Below are 21,810 nucleotides of genomic sequence, written 5' to 3'. Positions count from 1 at the left end.
TTGCTCAGGAGCGCCCATGTCCTGTCGTGCCCGTTCCACCTCCCTGCGCCTGGTGGGCGCCGCACTCTGGATCGCCGCAGGCCTGGCCTCGGCCGCACCGCCGTCGGGCGGTGCAGGCGCGAAGGCCTACGCCGCCGTCGACCCTTTCATCGGCACGGGCGGCGAGGGGCACACCTTCCCCGGCGCGACGGTGCCCTTCGGCATGGTCCAGCTGAGCCCCGACACGCAGATCAAGTCGCGCAAGGAAGGCTACGGCTGGGCCGCCGGCTACCGTTACGACGACCACACCATCGTCGGCTTCTCGCACACGCACTTCTCCGGCACGGGGCATTCCGACCTGGGCGACGTGCTGGTGATGCCGATCGCCGGTGAGGTGAAGCTCGAGCGCGGCGATATCACCAAGCCCGGCAGCGGCTACACCTCGCGCTTCGATCACAAGGACGAAATCGCGCAGCCCGGCTACTACGCCGTGACGCTGCGCGACTACGGCATCCGCGCCGAGCTCACCGCGAGCCCGCGCGTGGGCGTGCATCGCTACCGCTTCCCGAAGGGCAAACCCGCGCACGTCCTCGTCGACCTGCGCACGAGCATGTACGACTACCCCGGCAAGGTGCAGTGGTCGCGTCTGCGCCTGCGTCCGGACGGCACGCTCACCGGCTTCCGCGAAACGCGCGGCTGGGCGCCGGGTCGGCAGCTCTACTTCGCGATGCGATTCTCCCGGCCCGTCAGCGGACATCAGTTCCACGACACCGAACAGGACGTCGTCTACAAGGGCTTCCCGCCGCCGGGCGAGAAGGACCCGCGCCAACGCGCGCAGATCGAAGGCCGGCAGCTGGTGGGCGCGCTCGATTTCGACGGCGCCGCGGGTGAATCGATGATCGTGAAGGTCGCGATTTCACCGGTGAGCGAAGAAGGCGCCATCGCCAACCTCGACGCCGAAGTGCCCGGTTTCGATTTCGACGCCGTGCGCAACGATGCGAAGGCGCAGTGGACGCAGGCGCTGGGCGCGCTCGACCTCGATGCGCCCGAACCGATGCGCCGCAGCGTCTACACCGCGCTGTACCACACGCTGATGGGCCCGACGTTGTTCATGGACGCCGACGGCCGTTACCGCGGCCCGGACAACGCCGTGCACCAGGCCAAGGGCTTCACGCACTATTCCACGTTCTCGCTGTGGGATACGTACCGCGCATTGCATCCGCTGCTGACCATCGTGCAGCCAGAACAACGCACCAACGACTTCGTCAACTCGCTGCTCGCCTCGCGCCGCGAAAGCCCGTACGGCGTGCTGCCGGTGTGGTCGTTCCACGGCCTGGAGACGTGGTGCATGATCGGCTACCACGCCGTGCCCGTGATCGCGGACGCCTACATGAAGGGCATCCGCGGCTACGACGCCAACGAAGCGCTCGACGCGATGGTCGCCAGCGCCAGCTACGGTCCCTACGACGGAATCGCGCAGTACATGCAGCTGGGCTACGTGCCCATCGACGAGGAAGGCGAAGCCGCCTCGAAGACGCTGGAATACGCCTTCGACGACTGGGCCATCTCGCGCATGGCCGGCGCGATGGGGCGCGAGGACGTCGCCGCGCAGTTCGGCAAGCGTGCCGCGAACTGGCGCCACGCCTTCGACAAGGACACCGGCTTCATGCGCGCACGCAAGCGCGACGGCAGCTTCCGCGAACCCTTCGACCCCAGCGCCAGCGGCTACGGCAGCGACTACACCGAAGGCAACGCATGGCAGTACTCCTGGTACGTGCCGCAGGACGTCGCCGGACTGGCCGCCGCGCACGGCGGCGAAGACCAACTGCTCGCGCGCCTGGATGCCGTGTTCGATGCGAAGGTCGATCCAAAGATCTTCGAGCACATGGAAGACATCACCGGCCTGATCGGCTGGTACGCGCACGGCAACGAACCCAGCCACCACGTCGCTTATCTCTATGCGTACGCGGGCCAGCCCTGGCGCACGCAGGACCGCCTGGGCCACATCATGAAGACGCAGTACGCACCGCGCCCCGATGGCCTCGCCGGCAACGACGACTTGGGCCAGATGTCGGCGTGGTACGTGTTCACCGCGCTGGGCTTCTATCCGGTCGCACCGAGCAGCAACGAGTACATCATCGGCCGCCCCTTCATGCCGCGCGCCACGCTCAATCTTCCGAACGGGAAGCGCTTCACCGTCATTGCCGAAGGGTTGGACGACGCGCACCACTTCATCGGCAGCGCCACGCTCAACGGCAAACCGCTGGACCGCGCCTACCTGCGTCACGAAGACGTCATGGCCGGCGGCGAACTGCGCTTCACCATGCAGGCCGAACCCAACAAGGCCTGGGGCGCCGCACCGGAGCAGCGTCCCTACTCAATGTCCACGCGCTGAAGTCGCCCCCATCGCGCCGGCCACCCGGCCGGCGGCGCACCACGGGCTGCTAAACTTCGCAGCCCACGGGCCTATAGCTCAACGGTTAGAGCAGGGGACTCATAATCCCTTGGTTGCAGGTTCGAATCCTGCTGGGCCCACCACATAAGCGTCCAAGGTTGCCCAAGGCAATCCATGAAATGATCCAAAACCCCGCAAAACAGCGGGGTTTTTTGTGCGCGCTAGTCCAAGCGTGTCCACTTGAATCGGGAAAAAAAGTGAGTCAGGCTGTGAGTCAGGCGGCTGGCAAGTATTCGCTGACTCACAAATGGCTGACTCACACATGCTCACCGACACCAAGCTGCGCACACTCAAGCCACGTACAACTGCCTACCGCCTCGCGGACACCAATGGCCTTTGCATCGAAGTGCGCCCGAGCGGCGCAAAGGTCTGGCGGTATCGATATCGCTATGCCGGGAAGCCGAGCATCATCACGATGGCGGAGTACCCGGTAATGGGACTGGCGGAGGCGCGCGCCGAACGGGATCGCCTTCGTGCCTTGGTAAAAGGGGGCGGTAGTCCCGCCAACGCTGCCAGGGTCGAGCGGGCCGCGAAGGTCGAACGCGCAGAGACGACCTTTGGCGCGATTGCGACTGAGTTCTTGAACAAGCGGGCCAAGGAAGGGCTCAGTCCCGGGTCAGTGAAGCGCGAGCGTCGACTAATCGAGAAAGACATGGCCGCCATCGGCGGGCTCCCCATCACGGACGTGACTGCGCCACTATTGCTGGCGGTGCTGCGCAAGCTGGAGAAGCGGGGCGTGGTCGAGACAGCTCATCGGGCTCGGTCCTTCGCAGGTCGCGTCTTCAGGTATGCAATCGCCACGGGGCGTGCGCAGTACAACCCGGCTGATGACCTTGTTGGCGCCCTAGAGCAGCCACAGGTCAAACACCTCGCGAGCGTGACCGACCCCGACAAGATCGGGGACCTGCTGCGCGCCATGCACTCCTATAGGGGTTCGCCGGTGACGCTGGCGGCCTTGAAATTGGCCCCTATGTTGTTCGTCCGTCCAGGGGAGCTTCGAAAGGCACGTTGGGCCGACATCGACTTGGCCGCCGCCGAATGGCGCTTTATCGCGAGCAAGACGGAAACTCCGCACATCGTCCCGCTCTCAACACAGGCGAAGGAGGTCTTTGAAGATCTCCAGCCTCTCACCAAACGCAGCGAGTTTGTCTTCCCAGGCGTCAGAAGCGCGAAGCGGCCCATGAGCGAAAACACGATCAATGCAGCATTGCGCTACTTGGGCTTTAACGGCGACACAATCACCGGGCACGGGTTTCGGGCAATGGCTCGAACCGTTCTAGATGAGGTCCTGGGATTTCGACCTGACTACATCGAACACCAACTGGCGCATGCAGTACGAGATCCGCTGGGACGCGCCTACAACCGAACTGCGCACCTAGCCGAGCGCAAGAAAATGATGCAGGCGTGGGCTGACTATCTTGATCAACTTCGCGAAGAGACAAAGAAGGTTGTACCTATCCGAAGAGCAGGGTAGACAATTGATGGGCGCCCGCCCTGCGGCTGAGGACCTCCTGGGCACTGCAATCGTGCCTCACAGGTGGTCGCTAGCGACCCTTGGCGGACCTCAGGCTAATGACTGTGAATCCTGCGGGTGCCTCTGGTAGAGCCTTTCGAACTTCGCGAACTGCAATCTTTCGATGACTAAGTTCAAGCGGCCAAAACCAGCAACTTCTCAATCAACTCTTTAAGCTCCGAACGCTGCTCACCACCATCTTGATACATCGAGCGCTGAAGGATTTGCTCTGCAGTCATCAGTGGCCAGAACCTGTCGATCACATCATCCGCTTTGACGCGGGCCGTCTGACCTATAATCTTCTTGGCGTCGCAGGTGTCGGTGAATTTCACCCTTAGTCCGGTTTGAACTTCAATCACATCAGGGCACAGGTAGTTCTCGATCTCTCGCTTGCGCGTCGAATAGAAGAGGCGACCTCGGGCTTCAACTTCCTGCTTGCGTTTAGCGAGAGAGGCCGTCTGCTCTGGGCTGCCCCCGATGTCTGAGTCGAGAAACACGCACCAGGGCAGACCCAGGTCATCGGCCAAGTTGAGCGTGACCCAATGTTTTACGTTGCCGCAGCCACCGATCAGGATGGGGACAATTCCGGCATCGTCGAGACTGGATTCAAGGTGCCCGCCAGCCTTAAGTATGTTTGCAGTGTGGCGGAGAAAGGTGACGTCTGATTTGCCTTCTACCAGCACGACGCCCTTTGCCCGCTCCATACCACTTTCGGGGAGTACACCCAGACTCTCGGCGGCTTCCTTGAGCACATCGTCGTTAGGCATTTTGACAATTGGGATGCCGTCTTCTTCCTTAGTGACGTAGCGGATGCCCTCGATGGGAATCAGGCCAGCGAGGGCGGGGACGTGGGTGGTGACGATGATCTGCCGATTGACCTGGCTGGAGAGTTCCAGCAGCGCACGCATCAGCGACATCTGAAAGTTGGGGTGCTGGGAGGTTTCCGGCTCCTCGATGCCGTAAATGACATTGCGCTTGGTGCCAACTACCGTCTTCTCCGCTTCGGCGCGAAAGAAGTTGAGCAGGATCAGACGGCGTACACCGCTGCCGCGCTTGTTGATGGGAATGCCATTCTCGCCATCCAGAGTGAAATTGAAGGTCCACCTGGGCTTTTCCTTAAATCGCGGAGTCAGTTCGTTTGCCAGCTCGGGCGCAATTTCCCGCAGCTTATCGAGGGTGCGGTTGGCCACATCCAGCACACTGGCTTCGATCTGCTGTTCTAGCGATCTGATCTCATGCTGCAGCGCAGCCTGCGCCTCTTTGACCGCCTGCTGCAATGGGTTCTTGGCTTCGGCATCATCATCACTGCTTTCGCGATCTGCCTTGAATAGCGCAAAGATGGGCAGGCGATCCTGAATTCTGTCCCAGATGGATTTGTTTTCAGCGGAGATCCCCTTGCTTACATCGAGTAGGGTTTCTTGGCAGAAAATGGGCTCCGCGGCAGAGCGAACAGCTTGTCGCCAATGCGAAGCTATCCGCTTATCGACTACCTGGTCGACAACTTCGCGCTGCTCGCCAAGTTTCTCCAATTCAGCCATTTTGAAGCTGAGTAGCTTCGCCAAGTCAGCGTCGGCTGGGTGCTGACAGCGTATTGCAGTACGCTCCAGCTTGCCGCTGCTGGCCTTAAAAGTCTTGACAATCTCCAGCACACCGTCGGCGTTGAGCAGATACTCTTGTGCAAATGTCGTCTCAGCGTTCTCATCCAGTATGAGAGTGTCGGGTAGGTCGTCGAACTCACATGCAATCTCGAATTGCTCATCTCCGTCAGCCAGGGAGAAGCAGTTCATGTCACTCTTGTCGACCTTGGCACCGTCGCTCTCGAAGAAGATTGCCAAGGCTTCCAGGATGGTCGATTTGCCATAGTCATTACGACCGACGATGCCAGTCATGGCTTCGTCAATCGGAACAACGGTTGTAGCGCGGTACCCGCGAAAGTTTGTCAGCTTGACGGACTTGAGGCGCATGGTGATTCCCTTCTTTTAAGCGTCGTAGGCCCTTGGTCAGGCGACGACGCTGGGCTTGAAGCGGCGTTCGAGCTGAGGCGCAGGCCGCTAAGCTTCCTCAACGGCTGAACCTTCCAGCGCGGGCAGCAGCGAGGTATCGGCCGGATCCTCGTCAGCAGCTTCTAGAAGATCTTCATGGAGCTTCTTATTGCCCCGGATGCCGGCTTTGATCAGGCGTCCTGCACGCTTGAGCACCGACTGCTGAGAGTCGCTAAGCTTGTTCTTAGTAGCGGCATAGGTATCCGAAAGCTCAACGATCTTCTTGTCGATGCGATGGAAGTCCGTTAGGAAATTCGTCAGCGAGTCCAAGAGCTTATTGGCTTCTGTGCGAATGTTGTCCACTTGGCTCTGGATCTTCTCGCGCGTCCACAGCTGGTCGACCACCTTGAGCAGACTCATCAACGTGTTCGGCGTGGCAAAAGCAATACGGCGCTTGAGCGCATCCGTCTGCAGATGGCGATCGACTGACAAGGCAGCGGACAACGCGCCTTCGATTGGGACGAAGAGCACCGTTAGCTCAAGCGTCTGGCCACCCAAGATCTTTGGGTAATTCTTATCGGACAGCTCCACCATGTGCCTGCGAAGCGCCGCAGCATGGGCCATGAGGGCCGCTCGGTAATCCTCCGGGGACACATCGATACTATTGGCGGCGGCCCAATCCACAAGGTTGACCTTGGAGTCGATGACTACTTGGCGGCCATCGGGCAGATCTACTATCACGTCAGGAACGTGCCGCTTGCCGTCGTCATCCCTTGCATTGTCCTGCTTGCGATAGTTGACACCCTCTTCGAGACCGCTGGCGATGAGCACTTGGTCGAGGATCATTTCGCCCCAGTCGCCGCGCACCTTCGCATTGCCCTTAAGTGCCGTGGCCAGGGACTCGGTCGCCTTTGCCATGTCGGTGTTGAGGTCGCGCAGATGCGTGATTGCGCCTTCCAGCTTGGCGCTCTCGCGTACGGTCGTGGTCTCGAATGCCTCAAGCTTCTGCTGGAAGACTGTGACGTTGTCAGAGAAGGGCTTAAGTGTGGCTTCAAGCTGTTGCTTGGAGATCTCTGTGGAGCTGAGGATCTTGCGGTCGAGGACAGCGGACTTCTCGTCGAAGACCTTGCTGGCTGCCTCAACGAAGACGGTGCGCATACGATCCTGTGCTTGATCGAGGTAGGCCTTCGACTGCTGGACCAGAGCAATTGCAGAATCGCGCTCGGCCGTCACGCCGGCTAGCTGGATGGATAGTTCACGCAGTTGCTCACGAAGGCCGTCTAAGGTGAGCGTCAGCTCTTTGTTCGTGCCGCGCAGCCCTTCGGCTTCATTCCTGATCGCCTGGGCCGTGGCGTCGCTTGTGCGCGCGGCGAGCTGCGTCGACTGCAGCTGAGCTTGAAGCTCATCGAACTGGGTGCGAAGGGACGCCAGATCACCTTGGAGCGCGGTCCGCCCAGCGACGGTCTCTTCAAGGCGCGCCTGCGAGGCGGCAATTTCCGATGAGGCTTCACGGAACTCACGTTCTAGCTGAGCGCTTCGGCCTTCGGCGGCGCTGAGCCTGGCGACAGCATCCGGAAGCCGTGCAGCGTCGTTGCGCAGGCGGTCGGCCTGCTCACGCTCGGCTTGCAGCTCATCTTCCCGGATCTTCAGTTGCGCTTTCAGGCCGCTACGTCCCAACAGCCAACCCACAACGGCACCCACGATTGCCAGCACCGCACACCCAACCCACCCCAAAACTGGCATTCCAAGCCCCCTGATTAACCTTGAGAGCTGGATAGATATCATGGTTTAAGCTGCTTTCGCTTAGGATCTTGTTTCCGTAGCAATGGGAGGCCAGAAGACCAAAGGTCCGATGTAAGAGGCGCCCGCTTCTGGTCGAAAGTGGGCTTAGCAGTTGGAATCGACTGCTGCCGGGATTAGACTGGCCGAGGCGCCCGCCCTGCTTGCACACGAGCAAAAACAGGCCTGATCCCTAGAATCGATTCGACTTCTGGCCCGGCTGCCGGGGATTTAAACGTGTGCGCCTGACCCGGATCGGCCTGGCCATCGAGGGCGAGTCATGACCATCAAAGAACAGGCCTACCGTGCGCACGCGTTCCTCCAGGCACGCTGCGTCACGCCACTCAAGCGCAGCCATGTCCATGAGCTGCTCGCCGCCGCGGTGGGCTATGCCACCCACGCCGCGTTCCAGCATGACGCGACCTGGTGCGACGTGCCGTTTAGCCTCACCGGTATCGATCCCGACCCAGGAGCCATGCGGGCTCGCTGCCGAGAGCTCGGTCTTCCTGCGGACGAGGGTGAGCGAGTCGTAGAAGGGCTGCCTCTATTTCTGCACGACGCCGGCTACGCGCCGGTGCGGTTCGATGCGCTGATCGTAGCGGTCGAAGGTCATGAAGATGACCCCGACTGGCACGAGTGGGTGCGGATGCATGTCGTCGAAGCCACGCACGGGACACTGGGCCTCCACTTCGGACGCCAGCGGTTGCTGCAGGAAGGCTTGGAGGCGGCGGCTCAGCGCGGGGCGCCGGGCGCGCACTTGGCCATCGCGAAGCTGCTCGAGCCCGAAGCGATTCTGTTTGGCGACGAAGAAGAACGAATGAGGCGGCAGGTAAAGCGCGAGGGCACTTGGACGAGCCCGTTCGTGAGCTTCGCAGATATCGAGGCCAACGGACTGCGAGTCGAAGAAAAGTACCGCCACCATCTGCTGGCCGCGGCCCGGGGCGGAGACATTCGCGCGCTATTGGAAACGGCCGAACGCTACGGTGACCCGGCGGTTCTTGAGCGGGAGCCATCGGATGAAATGGACCCGATGAGCATGGTCGAGCTCGCTGACGAGCACGGAGATGGAGAGAAGGTACGTTATTGGCTCACGGTCGCTGCGCAGGAAGGCGACATCGGCGCAATGCGTGCGTTGATCCTTGACCATGGCGAGTCAAACGATCAGGCCTGGGTGTGGATGCATCTGTCCCGCCTGCTAGAGGACGACCTGAGTCAGGATCGGTACGAGGCCATCAACGAGGACGGCACGCCCTACGACGATGACATAGGGGGACCTGCCTACGTCGGCGGCGACGAGGGCATCGACTTGGACCCGCTCCCGAGCGGCGCCGATGTCGCTGCGCGCCAGACGGCCGGACAGCTATTCGCTCGGATCAGCGCCCAACGGGATCGCAACTGACGGCGGCTCCTACTCCTGACACTAGGGGCGCCGGCTTTCGCCGGCGTCTCGCTGGCCAACCTCATAGTCGCTGAGGGCCACGGTATCGGTTGGGCTTCGAGGTTGGTCGGCCCCGAGGGATGTGTCCCGAGCCTGCGGCAGGTTCTTGTTTTTCCACATCGAAGGATGTATAAAAACTGGAACTCACTCTCTGTCTAGGCCGCCCGAATGGACCAGCTCGCCCCGCAGCACGTGTTCGTCGACGCGGACCGAATCGAAATCGAGCTGCAACGGGGGTTTGCCCTGGGCATCCAAGACCTGAGGGACGTTGCTGCACGCATCTACCAGGGCTTCGTCCGGGTGAGTGCCCTTCATCCGAAGGGGTTCAACGGCACAAATGCCTGGGCGGAAGGCACGGCCCAGTTGCGCGCGACCCTGATCCCGAAGGGTTGGGTGCCTGAGGACCCCGCCGGCCAGCCACGGATCGTTGCGCCGAATGGCAAGCTCAGCATCACCGTGAGCAGCGGCAATGCCGATACGGGTGTTCCAAACCGCAACCCGCAGACGCGAAACGATAAGGGCAGCCAGACCGCGACCAGCGTGCAGTTCAATGCCCGCCAAGGGCTGCTGTTTCCCATGCAGTCTGCTGATCGCGCACCCGTGCCAACAGGCGTGGGGCAAGCGCTGTGGTTGTTCCTGTACTACATCGACCTCGAAGCAGGCCATATGCGGGTGGAGCTTTCGCGGCCAACGGGCATGTCGGACGCCGACAAGATCAACGACTGGTCGGTGCGCTATATCCTGCCGCCGATGCCGCTATTCCCTGAAGTCCAGGGCAACGCCTCCGACGAGCTGCCCGACATCGATTTCGACGTCATTCCGAAGCAGTCCTGATGCGCCATGGAACGACCTTTCAATCCCTCGCGACTCGTCGCGGCGCGACAACGCGCGAAGCTCAGCAAGAAACAACTCGCCGAGCGCGCTGAAGTCACGCATAAGAGCGTCGCGCTTTATGAGGACGGGCGGCAACCCTCGTTGGGAACGCTTGCCCGCCTCGCACAAGTACTTGGCGTCACAGCCGAGTTCTTTTTTGCCCCAGACCTGACGTTGCCAACGCCCGAAAACGCCAGTTTTCGGTCGTTCTCACGCATGACCTCAGCCCAGCGCGATGCCGCGCTGGCGGCGGGCGGCTACGCGTTTGAGTTTTCGGCGTGGATGGAGCGCAATTTCCACCTACCGGCGGTGGCCGTGCCCGATCTCACCGGTGCGGATCCGGAGGCCGCGGCGGAGATAGTGCGTGCGGAGTGGGGGCTGGGGGTCCTGCCGATCAGGAACATGATCCACCTGCTGGAGTCACGTGGCGTACGCGTTTTCTCGCTCGTGGAAGACAGCCGAGAGGTGAATGCGTTCTCCTCGTGGCGCGAAGGGCAAACGCCGTTTGTTTTTTTGAACACAGTCAAGTCCTCCGAATCGAGCCGGTTCGACGCGGCGCATGAGCTTGGCCACTTGGTGCTGCACCGACACGGCGAGGCCAAGGGCAAGCAGGTGGAAGCCGAAGCGAATGCATTCGCCTCCGCGCTCTTGATGCCCAAGACCGAAATGCTGGCCCTCGCGTCCCAGTGCCCCTCGGTAGTCGACGTGTTGCGGCTCAAGAAGCGCTGGAACGTGTCGGCGATGGCTCTGGTGTATCGGCTGCACAAGGTGGGCGTGTTGACCGAGTGGCTCTACAAGTCGCTCTGCATCGAGCTGAGCAGTCAAGGGATGCGCACGCGTGAGGTTGACAGCGCTGAGCGGGAAACATCCTTGGTGTTCAAGAAGGTATTCGATGCTATGAAGGCAAGGGGCCAGGGGCTGCGTGAAATTGCGGTGGACCTGCGGCTACCCGTTGAGGAGCTTCACCGCTTGCTGTTCGGCCTGACGTCGGTTTCCCTGGGGATCACCAACCTGGCGGCGCAGACCACGCCCCCACGGCGAGGACATCTGCGGCTCGTAGATTGATCGACGCCTCAGCGCGCCTCGTATGACTGCGCGCACCGGCGCAGGGTGCGAGTCGCCTAGCAATTCTTCGCCCAGGAACAGGCGAGCCGCGCCAAGATCTGCTCAATCGTTCTGAGTTGTAGACCACATGGCCGGCCGTCCATTGGGGCAATGACAGAAGGTGAGGTTACTTGGCCCGCCGGGTGCTCTCTCTGCGAGAGCATCCGTCGGCAACGAGAACAAAAAGGGGAATCGATGCGTCTGGCCAAATTGAGTGTGCGCAATTTTCGAAATTTCCAGGCGATCGACGTACCGCTAGCCGGCAATGTCGTGCTGCTCGGCGAGAATCGGGTCGGCAAGACCAATCTGCTTTTCGCCATCCGGTTGGTGCTGGACCCCACGCTTCCCGATTCGGCGCGTCAGCTGAAACTTTCGGACTTCTGGGATAGCTGTGACTGGGCGACGAACCCGCAGATCGAAGTTCATGTCGATTTCGCCGATTTTGACGGCGATGACGCTCTCGTGGCTCTACTGACAGATTTTCGCACTGCAGAAAACCCGGCGATTGCTCGGTTGAGCTACGTTTTTCGCAAGAAGCCCGAAATTGCAGGCCAACCCGCGTCGGGCGAGGACTGTGAGTTCATCGTCTTCGGCGGCGGCGACGAAGCGCGGTCGGTGCCAAGCCGTGTCCGGCGGCGCATTGCAGTCGACATGCTGGATGCTCTGCGCGACGCGGAGGGACAACTTGCCTCATGGCGAAGCTCGCCGCTCAGGCCGTTGCTCGAGGGCGCAATCGCAGGCGTTGGTCGAGCCGACCTGGATTCTGTCGCTGCGGATCTTGAGTCCGCCACTCGGAAGCTCGAGAGCTTCCCAAGCGTCACGGCGCTGGAGGAGTCATTGCGTGCCGGCATGCTGGATCTCGCGAGCACGGCACACGATATCGACGCACGCTTGCGCTTCGCTCCCGCCGATCCGCTTCGGCTCTTCCGATCGATCGCAATGTTCATCGATAACGGCAAGCGGGGAATCGCCGAGGCCAGTCTGGGATCGGCCAACGTCGCGCTCATCGCGCTGAAGCTCGCCGAGTTCACTTGGCGCCGGGAAAAGAACGAGCGCAACTACTCGCTTCTATGTATCGAGGAGCCGGAGGCACATCTGCATCCCCATCTGCAGCGGGCCGTATTTGACAAGATGTTCAACGCGGGCGATCCCGCCCAAGCGCTCGTTGTGACCACTCATTCGCCGACACTCACGGCGGTGACGCCGCTGCGCTCGATCGTTCACTTGAGAGCGCGAAATGGTGCGACGTGGGGGTATTCGTTGGCCAACCTGCCTGTGACGGACACTGAACTCGAGGACATCGAGCGGTACCTTAACGCCACGCGGTCGGAAATGCTCTTCGCACGGGGAGTCATCTTCGTCGAAGGGGATGCGGAGGAAACGCTGATGCCGGTCTTCGCCGACGCCATTGGCATAAACCTGGATCGGCGAGGCATAACGGTATGCAATGTCGCCGGCGTGAACTTCGCACCATACGTCAAGCTCGCGGCGAGTCTGGGCCTTCCGTATGCCGTGGTGACTGACTGGGACCCCCTCGACGGGACCAAGCCCCCCCTTGGCAAAGTGCGCACCCTCGGCATCTTCGACGCTGCAGCCGATGCCACCGGTCAGACGAAGTTGAACCCAACACAACGAGCCGCATGGAATGCCGCCGACTTTGCATCGTTTAGCAATGGCGCTGCACCTGCCGGAGTCTTCTTGAACGAACACACGTTCGAGGTGTCGGTCGGCGCCGTCCAACAGCTCCAAGGTGCTTTGCTCGACATTCTCGATGAGCAAGGCTTCGGCCCTGTCCGCTCTGGCCGAATCGCGGCATGGCGAGCCGGCGCACCGATCGATGCCGCGCAGCTCCTCGCCATGGTTGCCGACATTGGGAAGGGCCGTCTCAGCACGAAGCTCAAAAGTAAGTTGCCAGACGGTTTGACGCCGCCGCCGTACATACAGGCGGCTATCCACTTCGTCGCATCACGTGTCTAACCACTTTGCCCTCTCGAAGGCGTTGGCCGATCTCGCTCAAAATCCCGAGCAAAGTGAGGCCGTGCGCGAGATGGGCCACTGCGTCGTGCTGGCCGGCCCCGGAAGTGGAAAGACCAAGACGCTGACGACGGCGATGGCGCGCACGTTGGCGAAAGACGTAGTTGAACCGCGCGGCGTAGCGTGCATCACCTATAACAACGAGTGTGCAATCGAGCTTGAAGCGCGGCTAGGCGCGCTCGGGGTGGCCGCGAGTGAGCGCACCTTCATCGGCACGGTCCATAGCTTCGCGCTGACCCAAGTTATCACGCCGTATGCGCGGTGCTTTCCGGGTTTCCTGCCGGAGGGGTTCCGGGTGGCTAGCCAGGCCGAGCATCGCTCAGCCGTCGAAGCGGCGCACACCGCAGTCTTCAACGATCACAGTGCGAATCCGCACGACCGCTGGATATACGCCGCGCAGAAGCGTCAGAGGGACGTGGACCGCTCTCTTCCGCTCTGGCGCGGGAGGAACCCAGAGCTTGCCGATTTCATCGAAGCGTACGAGGCGGAGCTACGTCGGCGGGGCCTCATTGATTTCGATGACATGCCATTGCTCGCCTTCCGCCTGATCAAGGACCACCTTTGGATCCGTGCCGCGCTTAAGGCGCGCTTCCCGGTCCTGTTTGTCGACGAGTATCAGGATCTAGGCCACGCACTGCATGAATTGGTGCTCCTTCTCTGTTTTGAAGGGCAGGTGCGGCTATTTGCCGTGGGCGACCCCGATCAATCCATTTACGGGTTCACGGGCGCCAATCCCCAACTCTTGCAGAGTCTGACGGTGCGTGCTGACGTACGCACCATCCGCTTGCGGTTCAACTATCGGTCGGGCGCGAGGATCATCCGGGCGTCGCTGGGAGCGCTCGGTGAGGAACGGGATTACCACGGTCTGCAGGGCGCGGCTGATGGCGAACTTACGTTCTGGAAGGTCCAGGGCGGCCTCGATGCCCAAGCGGAAACGATCGCTAGAACGGTGCTTCCGTCTCTGCTCGAGCGCCATCCAGCGAATGAGATCGCTGTTCTGTATCGCGCTGCGTGGCTGGGCAACAAGATAGCTGGTGTGCTCGACTCGGCTGGATTTCCGTACGTCCGCACCGACGGTAACGCATTGGTCAAGCGCAGCTCTCGCCTCGCACGCTTCATCGAGGAGTGCGCCCGCTGGGTCGCCGGGGGCTGGCACGAGGCGAACCCACAATTCGCGCGCCTACGGCGCCAAGCCGTGGCGCTGGTTTACGGCGCGGGTGCGAGTGAGCGGGAAGAGAACGCATTGTCATTGCAACTCGTGGCGTTTCTCAGAAGCAGCATTGGATCGGGCGAAACGACCCATGTGTGGCTCCAGCGGCTCTGCCGCGAGTTGATTGCGCCTTGGCGTTCACTGGCCCGCAATCCGCACCAAGAGTGGGACATCTGCGCCGAGATGGCCTCGAGAACCGACCCGGCTCAAAGCAGGGACATGCCGCTCCAGATCTTCGCCGGTCGAATCGAGGGCTCTGGACGTCTCAGCTTGAGCACGCTTCACAGCGCCAAGGGACGTGAGTTCGACGCCGTCATCCTCTACGGGATGAACGCAGGCGACATGCCGGATCGCCGCGATAGCCGCTCAGAAGCGGGGTTACGCGAAGCTCGCCGACTCTTCTATGTCGGTGTAACGCGGCCTCGCAAGGAACTCTCCATCGTTTTCCAAGACGGCAACCATTCGCCTTGGGTGGAGGAACTGTATCGGCGTAGCAGGCAGGGGTGAGGGAGGACGCAAGGGCCTGTGTGTCGCTGTCGCTCCTGGGGGCGCTGCTACGTTATTGGTTCGGACTGGCGGCGCATTTTCCCTATTGACTTCAAGCGTGGTGGCGCCTCGAAGGCTCGGCCACTCAACCGAAATATGTAGGGGTGTGTCGGATGGACCACAATTTTGAACGGCTAAAGGCGCACATCCTGCCGCTTTCGCAGGCCTCCAGCTTCGAACAAGCTCGTGGGGAATGGGATTTGATTGCGGTGGAGATTACAGATGACTTTGATTCCTGCCCATGTGGCCAGGAGATTAAGGAGCACTGTTACATCACCAATAAGCTCACAGGCAATTCAACGTATGTCGGTAACGTCTGCATCAACCGCTTCATCGGCATCGATACGGGCAACCTGTTTGACGGGCTCAAGCGAATCGCCAAGGACCCTTTTGCTAACGCAAATCTGGACGTTATCGAACACGCACGCAAGCTTGGCTACATCTACGACCAGGAATATGCATTCCTTGTCCAAACCCGCCTGAAGCGAAAGCTATCTCCCAAACAGCTTGCTTGGAAGGAGAAGATCAACCGTAGGATTACCCATCAGACCGTGGTGCAGCGCAGGACCCGCGCCTAACTTCTGCGCCGCGCTTCCGAAAGCCAGTGCTCATGATGCTTGACGGGCCGGAAGCAGGCGCGCAGCGGGGTTCTTTCAGATAGGTTCTCAGAACAGAAAGAGTTTCAAACCCTTAATACCCATCTGAAGCAGGGACTCCCTTGCTTCACGGCCGAGCGTTACGTCCCAGGCGCTCACGGCAAGGTCAGAGCCATGCGCGATGACACCAAGGAGACGATTGTTCAACTGCTAACGCTAGCGGCTGTTGTACTGGCAGGCCTGCTGACGAAGCGGGACATGCGTCTTCCCTAAGCAGCTCCACTGGCATCACAGAAGGCCCGCCCTTACCGGCGGGCCTTCTGCGTTTATGCCGCCAATTGAGGAATTCGATATGCACTTGGTACAAACGATGGCCTACACCGGGGAGAGGCCCTGGCACGGCCTTGGCAACAAGCTGGCCGCGCAGCAGCCGATCGAAGTGTGGAGGGAGCAGGCCGGCATGGACTGGGAGATCCAGGAATCGGAGGTTCGCTACATCTCGGGAAGCAACAACGTGGGCGTCATCAACGCCTTTCCTGAGCAGAAGGTGCTGTATCGCTCCGACTCCAAGGCTCCCTTGGCTGTGGTCAGTAGGCGTTTCAAGGTCGTCCAGCCCGGGGAGATCCTGGAGTTCTATCGCGACCTGACCACCCACAGTGGCTTCGAGCTGGAAACGGCTGGCGTCCTGCGCGAGGGGCGCAAGTTCTGGGCGTTGGCCCGAACGGGGCAGAGCACCGTACTCAAGGGGCGTGACCGAGTGGATGGGTACCTGCTGCTCGCCACGGCATGTGATGGGACGCTTGCCACCACGGCCCAGTTCACATCCGTCCGAGTGGTATGCAACAACACATTGCGGGTTGCGCTGGGCGGCGCCACCGGTGCGATCAAGGTGCCGCACCGCAGTCACTTCGATGCGGACATGGTCAAACGCCAACTCGGAATCACGGTCTCATCGTGGGACGGCTTTGTGGCCCGAATGAAGGCGTTGGTGGAGTGCCCCGTGGATCCGGACACCGTCGAAGGGCTGCTGCGCCGCGTGCTCACCTATCAGGTCCCGAACGGCAAGGCGGACGTGGTCAACGAACAGGCTTTGGCAAATGTCCGTGCCCTGTACGAAGGAGGTGGACGGGGCGCGATGTTGACGTCCAGCCGAGGAACGGCTTGGGGTCTGCTGAACAGCGTCACCGAGTTCGTGGATCACCACCGCAGGGCGCGTAGCGACGACTACCGCCGCGATGCGGCTTGGTTTGGGCACGGTGCGCAGATCAAGCACAAGGCCTGGGAGGAAGTTCTGGATTTGTTGTCCTGAGGTATCAATTTGTCCAACGCGCCATAACGCCCGGCCTAGAGCCGGGCGTTTGCTTTTCGGAGGATTGAGATGAAAACGCAAACCGCACTGCGCCTGGCTGATACCCGGGCGCTTGATCGTGACCAGTGGCTGGAAGTCCGCAAGGGGGGCATCGGGAGCTCCGACGCGGCTGCTGCAGTTGGGCTGAACCCGTACAAGAGCCAATTGGAGCTGTGGCTGGAAAAGACCGGCCGGAATGATTCAACCGGCGATCATCAAGGCATGGACGATCCCCGGTTCTGGGGGACCTTGCTGGAACCGTATGTTGCCGTGGCCTATCAGCAGAAGACCAACCGGAAGGTCAGAAGGCTCAACGCCGTGCTCCAACATCCGACGATGCCATTCATGCTGGCGAACATCGACCGGGAAGTGGTGGGCAGTCCCGACGTGCAGATCCTGGAATGCAAAACCGCGGGTGAGTTCGGTTCGAAGCTCTGGAAGGACGGGGTTCCTGAGTACGTCCAGCTCCAGGTGCAGCACCAGCTAGCCGTGACCGGCAAGCCCGCGGCGGACGTGGCCGTCCTGCTCTGTGGGCAGAAGCTGGAGATCCACCGTATCAACCGGGATGACGAAATCATCGCCCGGCTGATGGTGCTCGAAAGTCACTTCTGGGGCTTTGTCGAGACCGACACGCCCCCGCCTGCGGATGGCAGCGAATCGGCCGCGCGAGCGCTGCGTCACCTGTACCGGGGTAACGATGCAACGTTGGACTTCACCGGGGATGCGGAACTTGGCAACACGTTCGATGCCTTGGCGGACCTGGATATGGAGATCGCAGCCAAGGAGCGGGAGGCCGAGCGCCTTAAGCAGGTCATCCAGCAGGCCATGGGCGATGCCTCCAAGGCAGCTTTTGCCAACGGCATGGTGACCTTCAAGCGGGCCAAGGATGGAGCTCGGATCGATACGAAGGGATTGGCGGCAGAGCATCCCGACATCGCAGCCCGATACACCGTGACCGCCCCCGGCTCGCGCCGGTTCTTGCTCTCGCGTCAGACCGAATCGACTGAAAGGAGTGCGACATGCTGAGAGGTCTTGTGATCACCCCGCCTGTGGTCGGGCGGATCTCCATCGGACGGGTTGTGGAGCGCAATGGAAAGCGTCTGCCGGAGAAGGACGACCAGTTCACACTGACCAGCCAGGTGCAAAACCGGGACGGTTGGGTGCTGCACCCCTTGGATGAGCAGTTGAGGCGAGCGGCAGAAGGGCAGAAGCTCCGCTCCATTCCCGTACGGATGCTCTTCAACGATCCGGCACTCAACCTGCGGGCCGATTACTCCTTGTTCGACCGCAACACTGGTCGGCCTCGGTGTGTAGGCAATGGGGAAACGTGTCGGCGGATGGAGAAGGAAGGGGTGAGTCAGCATCCGTGTCCTGGGCCTGATACCTGTCCTTTTGCGATGGGTGACTGCAAGGCATATGCCCGCCTGAACGTGGTGGTAGGGGATGGTGAGGACGACGCTCTGGGCAGCTTCGTGCTCCGTACCACTTCGTTCAACACCATCCGCACCCTTGCCGCGCGGCTGCAGTACTTCAGTGCCGTCTCGGGTCGTCGGCTTGCCTGCATGCCGCTGGAGCTGAAGCTGCGGGGCAAGTCGACGGCCATGAGTCATCGCTCAGCCATCTTCTACGTGGATTTGGTCGTCCGGTCAGGTCTCACGCTGGAGCAGGCCATTGCCGAGGCCATCCAGAAGGATGAGGTACGCAGGACGATTGGCGTGGACCAGGAGGCGCTGGACGAAGCGGCCCGGCGTGGGTTCGCGAACGGGGCGTTCGAGGACTCGGCGGAGGATGTGCCTGCGGTAGTTGAAGAGTTCTATCCGCAGGATGCGCATCCGGTGGTTGCCGATACGCTCCAAGACTTGCCCGCATCGAACTTGCGGGGCAAGTTGGATGGCAAGGTCACTCGATTGGCGAGCGGGTAATAGGGGCGTATGGGGGCAATCAGGTACGGCCTCACGTCCGATGAGGTGACTTGGGTAGAAGACGTGCTATCCAATGACGATAACAGCGAAAACGCGGAGTTTATCAAGTACTTCGTCCGGGGCGGATTGACCCAGGCGCAGGCAGAAGCCTTCTGCTTCATCGAGGCGAGTACCTGAGCAATATCTATCTCAAAGGCCAAGGGCCGCTGCATCTGAGTTGGAGGAAGTTGCGATGCTGAAGGTTATCGGCGGTGTCGTTGTCTATGGCTTCGCCATGTTCGGCTTGGGCGTGTATCTACAACGCATGCACGCAAGGCACAAGGAAGAAGCAAGCTAATAAAGCCGATCCGTCAGCCCGCGTTTGTGCGGGCTGGCGGGTGCGGTCTAGGTTTCGTTTTTTTGATCGCCTGATGGTTCACCCACCCCGCGGTGGGCGTCTCGCCTCAATGGCAGCCCCACCAAACGCACCGGATCGAACGAGAAGACGTGCTCCAACGGAGCATCATGGCAGCGGCCGATCAGGCGATCAGGGAAAGCAGAGCGACCCGAGTCCAAGTCCACTTCCGCTGAGCAGATCGGACAGGTGGCCCAATGGCGGACGACGGCGAATTCACGTGATTTCAGGTTGCGACCCGTCGCCGGCATCGTTCGAAGCTGACCATAGAGTTCACTCAGTGCCAGGAATGAAGGGCCGGCCATCGTGACCCGCTGAGTTGGAAGCTGGCGAATTGGTTCGGAAAGCCACCACAGCCCTGCAGTTACTAGCAGCGCCGCAGCCAGTTGGGCAACCGCCGCGGTGGTGATTGGTTGGTCCCGTGACCACGAAGCGTAGATCCCCAACCAGATGAGCCCGATCAGCACGATGTTCAGCGCCGCGGTCCCGAGCAGCACGTAGCCGCGCCAGGACTGCACGGGGAAGGGGCGACTTCCGACCAGCAGGCGCAGCCACCACGCCGGCTTGGCGGGATCCATCTGATAACGCACGAGGATCGCGTTGGACTCCGGCGTCGTCGTGCCGGCTTCGGGTTCAGCCTCACCGGACGGATGAAACTCGAATGACAGGCGTGAGGGAAGGCCCCGCCCGCCGCCAGTTTTGACCACAAGCTTTGGCGTCCAGCCGCATCCACGCACGCTGCACACCTGACGCAACTGTTCTGCTCGCGCATCCCACCAGTTGGCCAATTCCTTTGCCCGGAACGGCTTCGACCAAGCCCCGTCCTTGTCCCCATCCAACTGCTGCAATAGATCCCTGAGAGTGGTGGTGTCCTTTTCGGGGGGCGCGTCGCCGCGCGACAGGGCGGTGACAGTCGCCTCGATCAGCTCCCTGAGTACCCGCGCGTTTCGTTGCTGGCCACCCTCCCTGTCCAGCCATTCAAGCGCCAGTCGCAGGGATTCAACCTGTGGATTACAGGATTGGGCGGGATTAGACCTGTTTGCGTCCATGGCTTACCGCGACTTTTTGCTTTCCCTCCGATCAAGGAAAGCACCTTGGACACCATCCCAGAGCCGTTCACGCTTAGCAATGCGTCCACCAACCCGTTCTCAAGGCGGGGCGGATTTCGAGTCCCATTTGGACTGCGGGATGGTCGGGTCTGGGCTCCCGGGGAGGTCGCCAAGGGGAAGGCCTGCGGCTGCCTCTGCCCGGGGTGCCATGCCCCTTTGGTAGCAAAAGCCCAGGAGAGCCGGCGCAAGCGGCCCCACTTCGCCCACTTGATCGAAACCGGCTGCCAGACCGGTCGTGAAACAGGCATCCACCTGCGAGCTAAGCAGCTGATTGCCGAGCGCCAGGAACTGGTGATCCCAGCGTGGATTGGAGATTTTGTCGACATGCCCAATCCGCCCCATGCCCGAGATGACGAGGGGCGGCTCCACTGGGGGCGACAGATCGATTGCCCGGCGCGCCTCGTCGGATTACGCGACATCGAGGTTGAGCGGTCGTTTGGGACATACCAACCTGATGTCTATGCACAGGACGGGCTCGGCGAGCTGCTCATTGAGATCCGTGTCACCCACGCCGTCGACGACGGCAAGGCCGCCCGAGTCCGGATGCAGGGGCGTCGGATGGTCGAAATAGACCTCTCGCACCTACACCGCGACACGCCGCACGACTTGGCGGCCTTTGAGCAGGTGGTCCTCTTCGATCCGGCAAATCGGAGTTGGATATCGTGTCCCGAGGCGGTCGTGGATTGGCACGCGTCCAAGCAGGAGTTGGACGAGCAAATTGCGGCGCGAAACAAGGAGATAGCGCAACAGCGGGATCAGTTGATCAAGGCAGCCAAGGCGCGGCGTGAGCGTGAGGCTCAGGAAACCAAGGACAAGGACGGCCGAAAAGCCTACATCCGCCGGCGGGAGCGGGAAAAGCACGCGGGCGACCTCGCGCAACTGGCGGGTCTGACGTCGCCGGCTCGCATTGAGCGGATTCTTCGGGAATACCAGGCGATTGCCGAAGAGCGTGTCAGCTCGCTATTGGACTCCGCTCCACCCGCAGTGCGTTCTGCATGCCTGCGGGCCGTCCACGGCGATGCCTGGGTTTTTGGAGTAGATCCGGCGCTCTGGCAGCTCTTGGCCTACGACCACTTTGTGACAAGGCGCTCTGCCGGTGACCGCTTCAACCAGAGAGACGTTGCCAGTTGGGTCCGCCATAGCTTTCCCTACGAGAAGGCTCTGTACCGACTGTTCGTCGCCCAGTACGCCAACCGAGCAGAAGCTCGCCGGGCCGGGATTTCAAAGCATCGCCTCGCCTATTGGGTATTCACCGACGAAGAGAACGACCGGATTCCAAACTTCTACACGCCGATCAACGACTTCATGGACCGGCTTGAATCGGCGCGCCTGATCCGTCGCCTGGCTGCCCCCGTTGGCGAGTGCGAAGTCCTCCCACCGCCAGCAGCCGGTTGGCCCGTCGCCGTCGTGGGTGCGGGAAAAGCTCTCAGCGGCAATCAGTCCGGGCTCCTCGCCCTTTGAGGTGCCAACACCTAGAATCGATTGTCCGGGGTGGACCAATCGCTGTGTGCTATGTCATTGATTTTAA

15 protein-coding genes and 1 tRNA gene are annotated in these 21,810 nt (G+C 61.3%); 13 read left to right on the top strand and 3 right to left on the bottom strand.

All coding sequences use genetic code 11. The features are described 5' to 3' along the window. Nucleotides 1-16: 16 nt before the first annotated feature. From JI752_RS12200 to JI752_RS12190, 3 genes are all read left to right on the top strand, one after another. Nucleotides 17-2,374: a GH92 family glycosyl hydrolase gene (locus JI752_RS12200; protein WP_216964425.1), complete on the top strand. Its 2,358-nt coding sequence runs from the start codon at nucleotides 17-19 to the stop codon at nucleotides 2,372-2,374. A 67-nt stretch (nucleotides 2,375-2,441) separates the two neighbouring features. Further along, a tRNA-Ile gene (locus JI752_RS12195) sits at nucleotides 2,442-2,517 on the top strand. 179 nt (nucleotides 2,518-2,696) lie between these two features. Beyond that, nucleotides 2,697-3,908: an integrase arm-type DNA-binding domain-containing protein gene (locus tag JI752_RS12190; RefSeq protein ID WP_216964422.1), complete on the top strand. Its 1,212-nt coding sequence runs from the start codon at nucleotides 2,697-2,699 to the stop codon at nucleotides 3,906-3,908. Between the two features lie 173 nt (nucleotides 3,909-4,081). Here the strand turns inward: JI752_RS12190 and JI752_RS12185 are convergent, their stop codons facing one another. Further along, on the bottom strand, nucleotides 4,082-5,911 hold the full coding sequence (locus JI752_RS12185; RefSeq protein ID WP_216964420.1) for an AAA family ATPase: 1,830 nt from the start codon (nucleotides 5,909-5,911) through the stop codon (nucleotides 4,082-4,084). An 87-nt stretch (nucleotides 5,912-5,998) separates the two neighbouring features. Beyond that, nucleotides 5,999-7,642: a DNA recombination protein RmuC gene (gene rmuC / locus JI752_RS12180; protein WP_216964418.1), complete on the bottom strand. Its 1,644-nt coding sequence runs from the start codon at nucleotides 7,640-7,642 to the stop codon at nucleotides 5,999-6,001. A gap of 346 nt (nucleotides 7,643-7,988) precedes the next feature. On the opposite strand from rmuC, the gene JI752_RS12175 reads away from it, so the two are divergent. From JI752_RS12175 to JI752_RS12135, 9 genes are all read left to right on the top strand, one after another. Next, nucleotides 7,989-9,107 carry a hypothetical protein gene (locus JI752_RS12175; protein ID WP_216964416.1) on the top strand — a complete coding sequence of 373 codons (1,119 nt, stop codon included), beginning with the start codon at nucleotides 7,989-7,991 and terminating at the stop codon, nucleotides 9,105-9,107. Between the two features lie 207 nt (nucleotides 9,108-9,314). Beyond that, complete coding sequence (locus JI752_RS12170) at nucleotides 9,315-9,980, top strand: hypothetical protein (RefSeq protein ID WP_216964415.1); 666 nt, start codon at nucleotides 9,315-9,317, stop codon at nucleotides 9,978-9,980. 6 nt (nucleotides 9,981-9,986) lie between these two features. Beyond that, a complete protein-coding gene (locus JI752_RS12165) occupies nucleotides 9,987-11,084 on the top strand; it encodes an XRE family transcriptional regulator (protein WP_216964412.1) in 1,098 nt (365 codons plus the stop codon). 234 nt (nucleotides 11,085-11,318) lie between these two features. Next, nucleotides 11,319-13,100, top strand: a complete 1,782-nt coding sequence (locus JI752_RS12160) for an AAA family ATPase (RefSeq protein WP_216964409.1) — start codon at nucleotides 11,319-11,321, stop codon at nucleotides 13,098-13,100. Then, complete coding sequence (locus tag JI752_RS12155) at nucleotides 13,093-14,874, top strand: ATP-dependent helicase (protein ID WP_216964407.1); 1,782 nt, start codon at nucleotides 13,093-13,095, stop codon at nucleotides 14,872-14,874. Before JI752_RS12160 ends, JI752_RS12155 begins: the two co-directional genes overlap by 8 nt. Nucleotides 14,875-15,026: 152 nt before the next feature. After that, nucleotides 15,027-15,491, top strand: coding sequence for a hypothetical protein (locus JI752_RS12150; RefSeq protein ID WP_216964405.1), 465 nt, complete (start codon nucleotides 15,027-15,029; stop codon nucleotides 15,489-15,491). Between the two features lie 370 nt (nucleotides 15,492-15,861). Then, complete coding sequence (locus tag JI752_RS12145) at nucleotides 15,862-16,818, top strand: DUF932 domain-containing protein (protein ID WP_216965317.1); 957 nt, start codon at nucleotides 15,862-15,864, stop codon at nucleotides 16,816-16,818. A 69-nt stretch (nucleotides 16,819-16,887) separates the two neighbouring features. Then, nucleotides 16,888-17,883, top strand: coding sequence for a lambda-exonuclease family protein (locus JI752_RS12140; RefSeq protein WP_216964403.1), 996 nt, complete (start codon nucleotides 16,888-16,890; stop codon nucleotides 17,881-17,883). Next, nucleotides 17,877-18,779 (top strand): hydrolase or metal-binding protein, encoded by a 903-nt coding sequence (locus tag JI752_RS12135; protein WP_216964401.1) that lies wholly within the window; start codon nucleotides 17,877-17,879, stop codon nucleotides 18,777-18,779. Before JI752_RS12140 ends, JI752_RS12135 begins: the two co-directional genes overlap by 7 nt. Nucleotides 18,780-19,163: 384 nt before the next feature. Here JI752_RS12135 and JI752_RS12130 read toward each other — a convergent pair whose 3' ends face one another. Beyond that, entirely contained in the window at nucleotides 19,164-20,222 is a 1,059-nt protein-coding gene (locus JI752_RS12130) for a hypothetical protein (RefSeq protein WP_216964399.1), read from the bottom strand. 267 nt (nucleotides 20,223-20,489) lie between these two features. Between JI752_RS12130 and JI752_RS12125 the strand changes: the two genes are divergently transcribed. Beyond that, the gene (locus JI752_RS12125; RefSeq protein WP_254200731.1) at nucleotides 20,490-21,743 is read left to right on the top strand and encodes a hypothetical protein; all 1,254 of its coding nucleotides are present in this window, start codon (nucleotides 20,490-20,492) and stop codon (nucleotides 21,741-21,743) included. The last annotated feature ends 67 nt before the right edge of the window (nucleotides 21,744-21,810 follow it).

The organism is Lysobacter sp. MMG2 (assembly GCF_016735495.2).
Taxonomy (GTDB): Bacteria; Pseudomonadota; Gammaproteobacteria; order Xanthomonadales; family Xanthomonadaceae; genus Lysobacter_J.
This window is presented reverse-complemented; position numbering and strand designations above follow the sequence as displayed.

What these genes read in the sequence shown, in the direction of transcription:
- JI752_RS12200 (WP_216964425.1), top strand. Translation starts at nt 17, where the DNA reads ATGTCCTGTCGTGCCCGTTCCACCTCCCTGCGCCTGGTGGGCGCCGCA.
- JI752_RS12190 (WP_216964422.1), top strand. Translation starts at nt 2,697, where the DNA reads ATGCTCACCGACACCAAGCTGCGCACACTCAAGCCACGTACAACTGCC.
- JI752_RS12185 (WP_216964420.1), bottom strand. Translation starts at nt 5,911, where the DNA reads ATGCGCCTCAAGTCCGTCAAGCTGACAAACTTTCGCGGGTACCGCGCT.
- JI752_RS12175 (WP_216964416.1), top strand. Translation starts at nt 7,989, where the DNA reads ATGACCATCAAAGAACAGGCCTACCGTGCGCACGCGTTCCTCCAGGCA.
- JI752_RS12170 (WP_216964415.1), top strand. Translation starts at nt 9,315, where the DNA reads ATGGACCAGCTCGCCCCGCAGCACGTGTTCGTCGACGCGGACCGAATC.
- JI752_RS12165 (WP_216964412.1), top strand. Translation starts at nt 9,987, where the DNA reads ATGGAACGACCTTTCAATCCCTCGCGACTCGTCGCGGCGCGACAACGC.
- JI752_RS12160 (WP_216964409.1), top strand. Translation starts at nt 11,319, where the DNA reads ATGCGTCTGGCCAAATTGAGTGTGCGCAATTTTCGAAATTTCCAGGCG.
- JI752_RS12150 (WP_216964405.1), top strand. Translation starts at nt 15,027, where the DNA reads ATGGACCACAATTTTGAACGGCTAAAGGCGCACATCCTGCCGCTTTCG.
- JI752_RS12145 (WP_216965317.1), top strand. Translation starts at nt 15,862, where the DNA reads ATGCACTTGGTACAAACGATGGCCTACACCGGGGAGAGGCCCTGGCAC.
- JI752_RS12140 (WP_216964403.1), top strand. Translation starts at nt 16,888, where the DNA reads ATGAAAACGCAAACCGCACTGCGCCTGGCTGATACCCGGGCGCTTGAT.
- JI752_RS12135 (WP_216964401.1), top strand. Translation starts at nt 17,877, where the DNA reads ATGCTGAGAGGTCTTGTGATCACCCCGCCTGTGGTCGGGCGGATCTCC.
- JI752_RS12130 (WP_216964399.1), bottom strand. Translation starts at nt 20,222, where the DNA reads ATGGACGCAAACAGGTCTAATCCCGCCCAATCCTGTAATCCACAGGTT.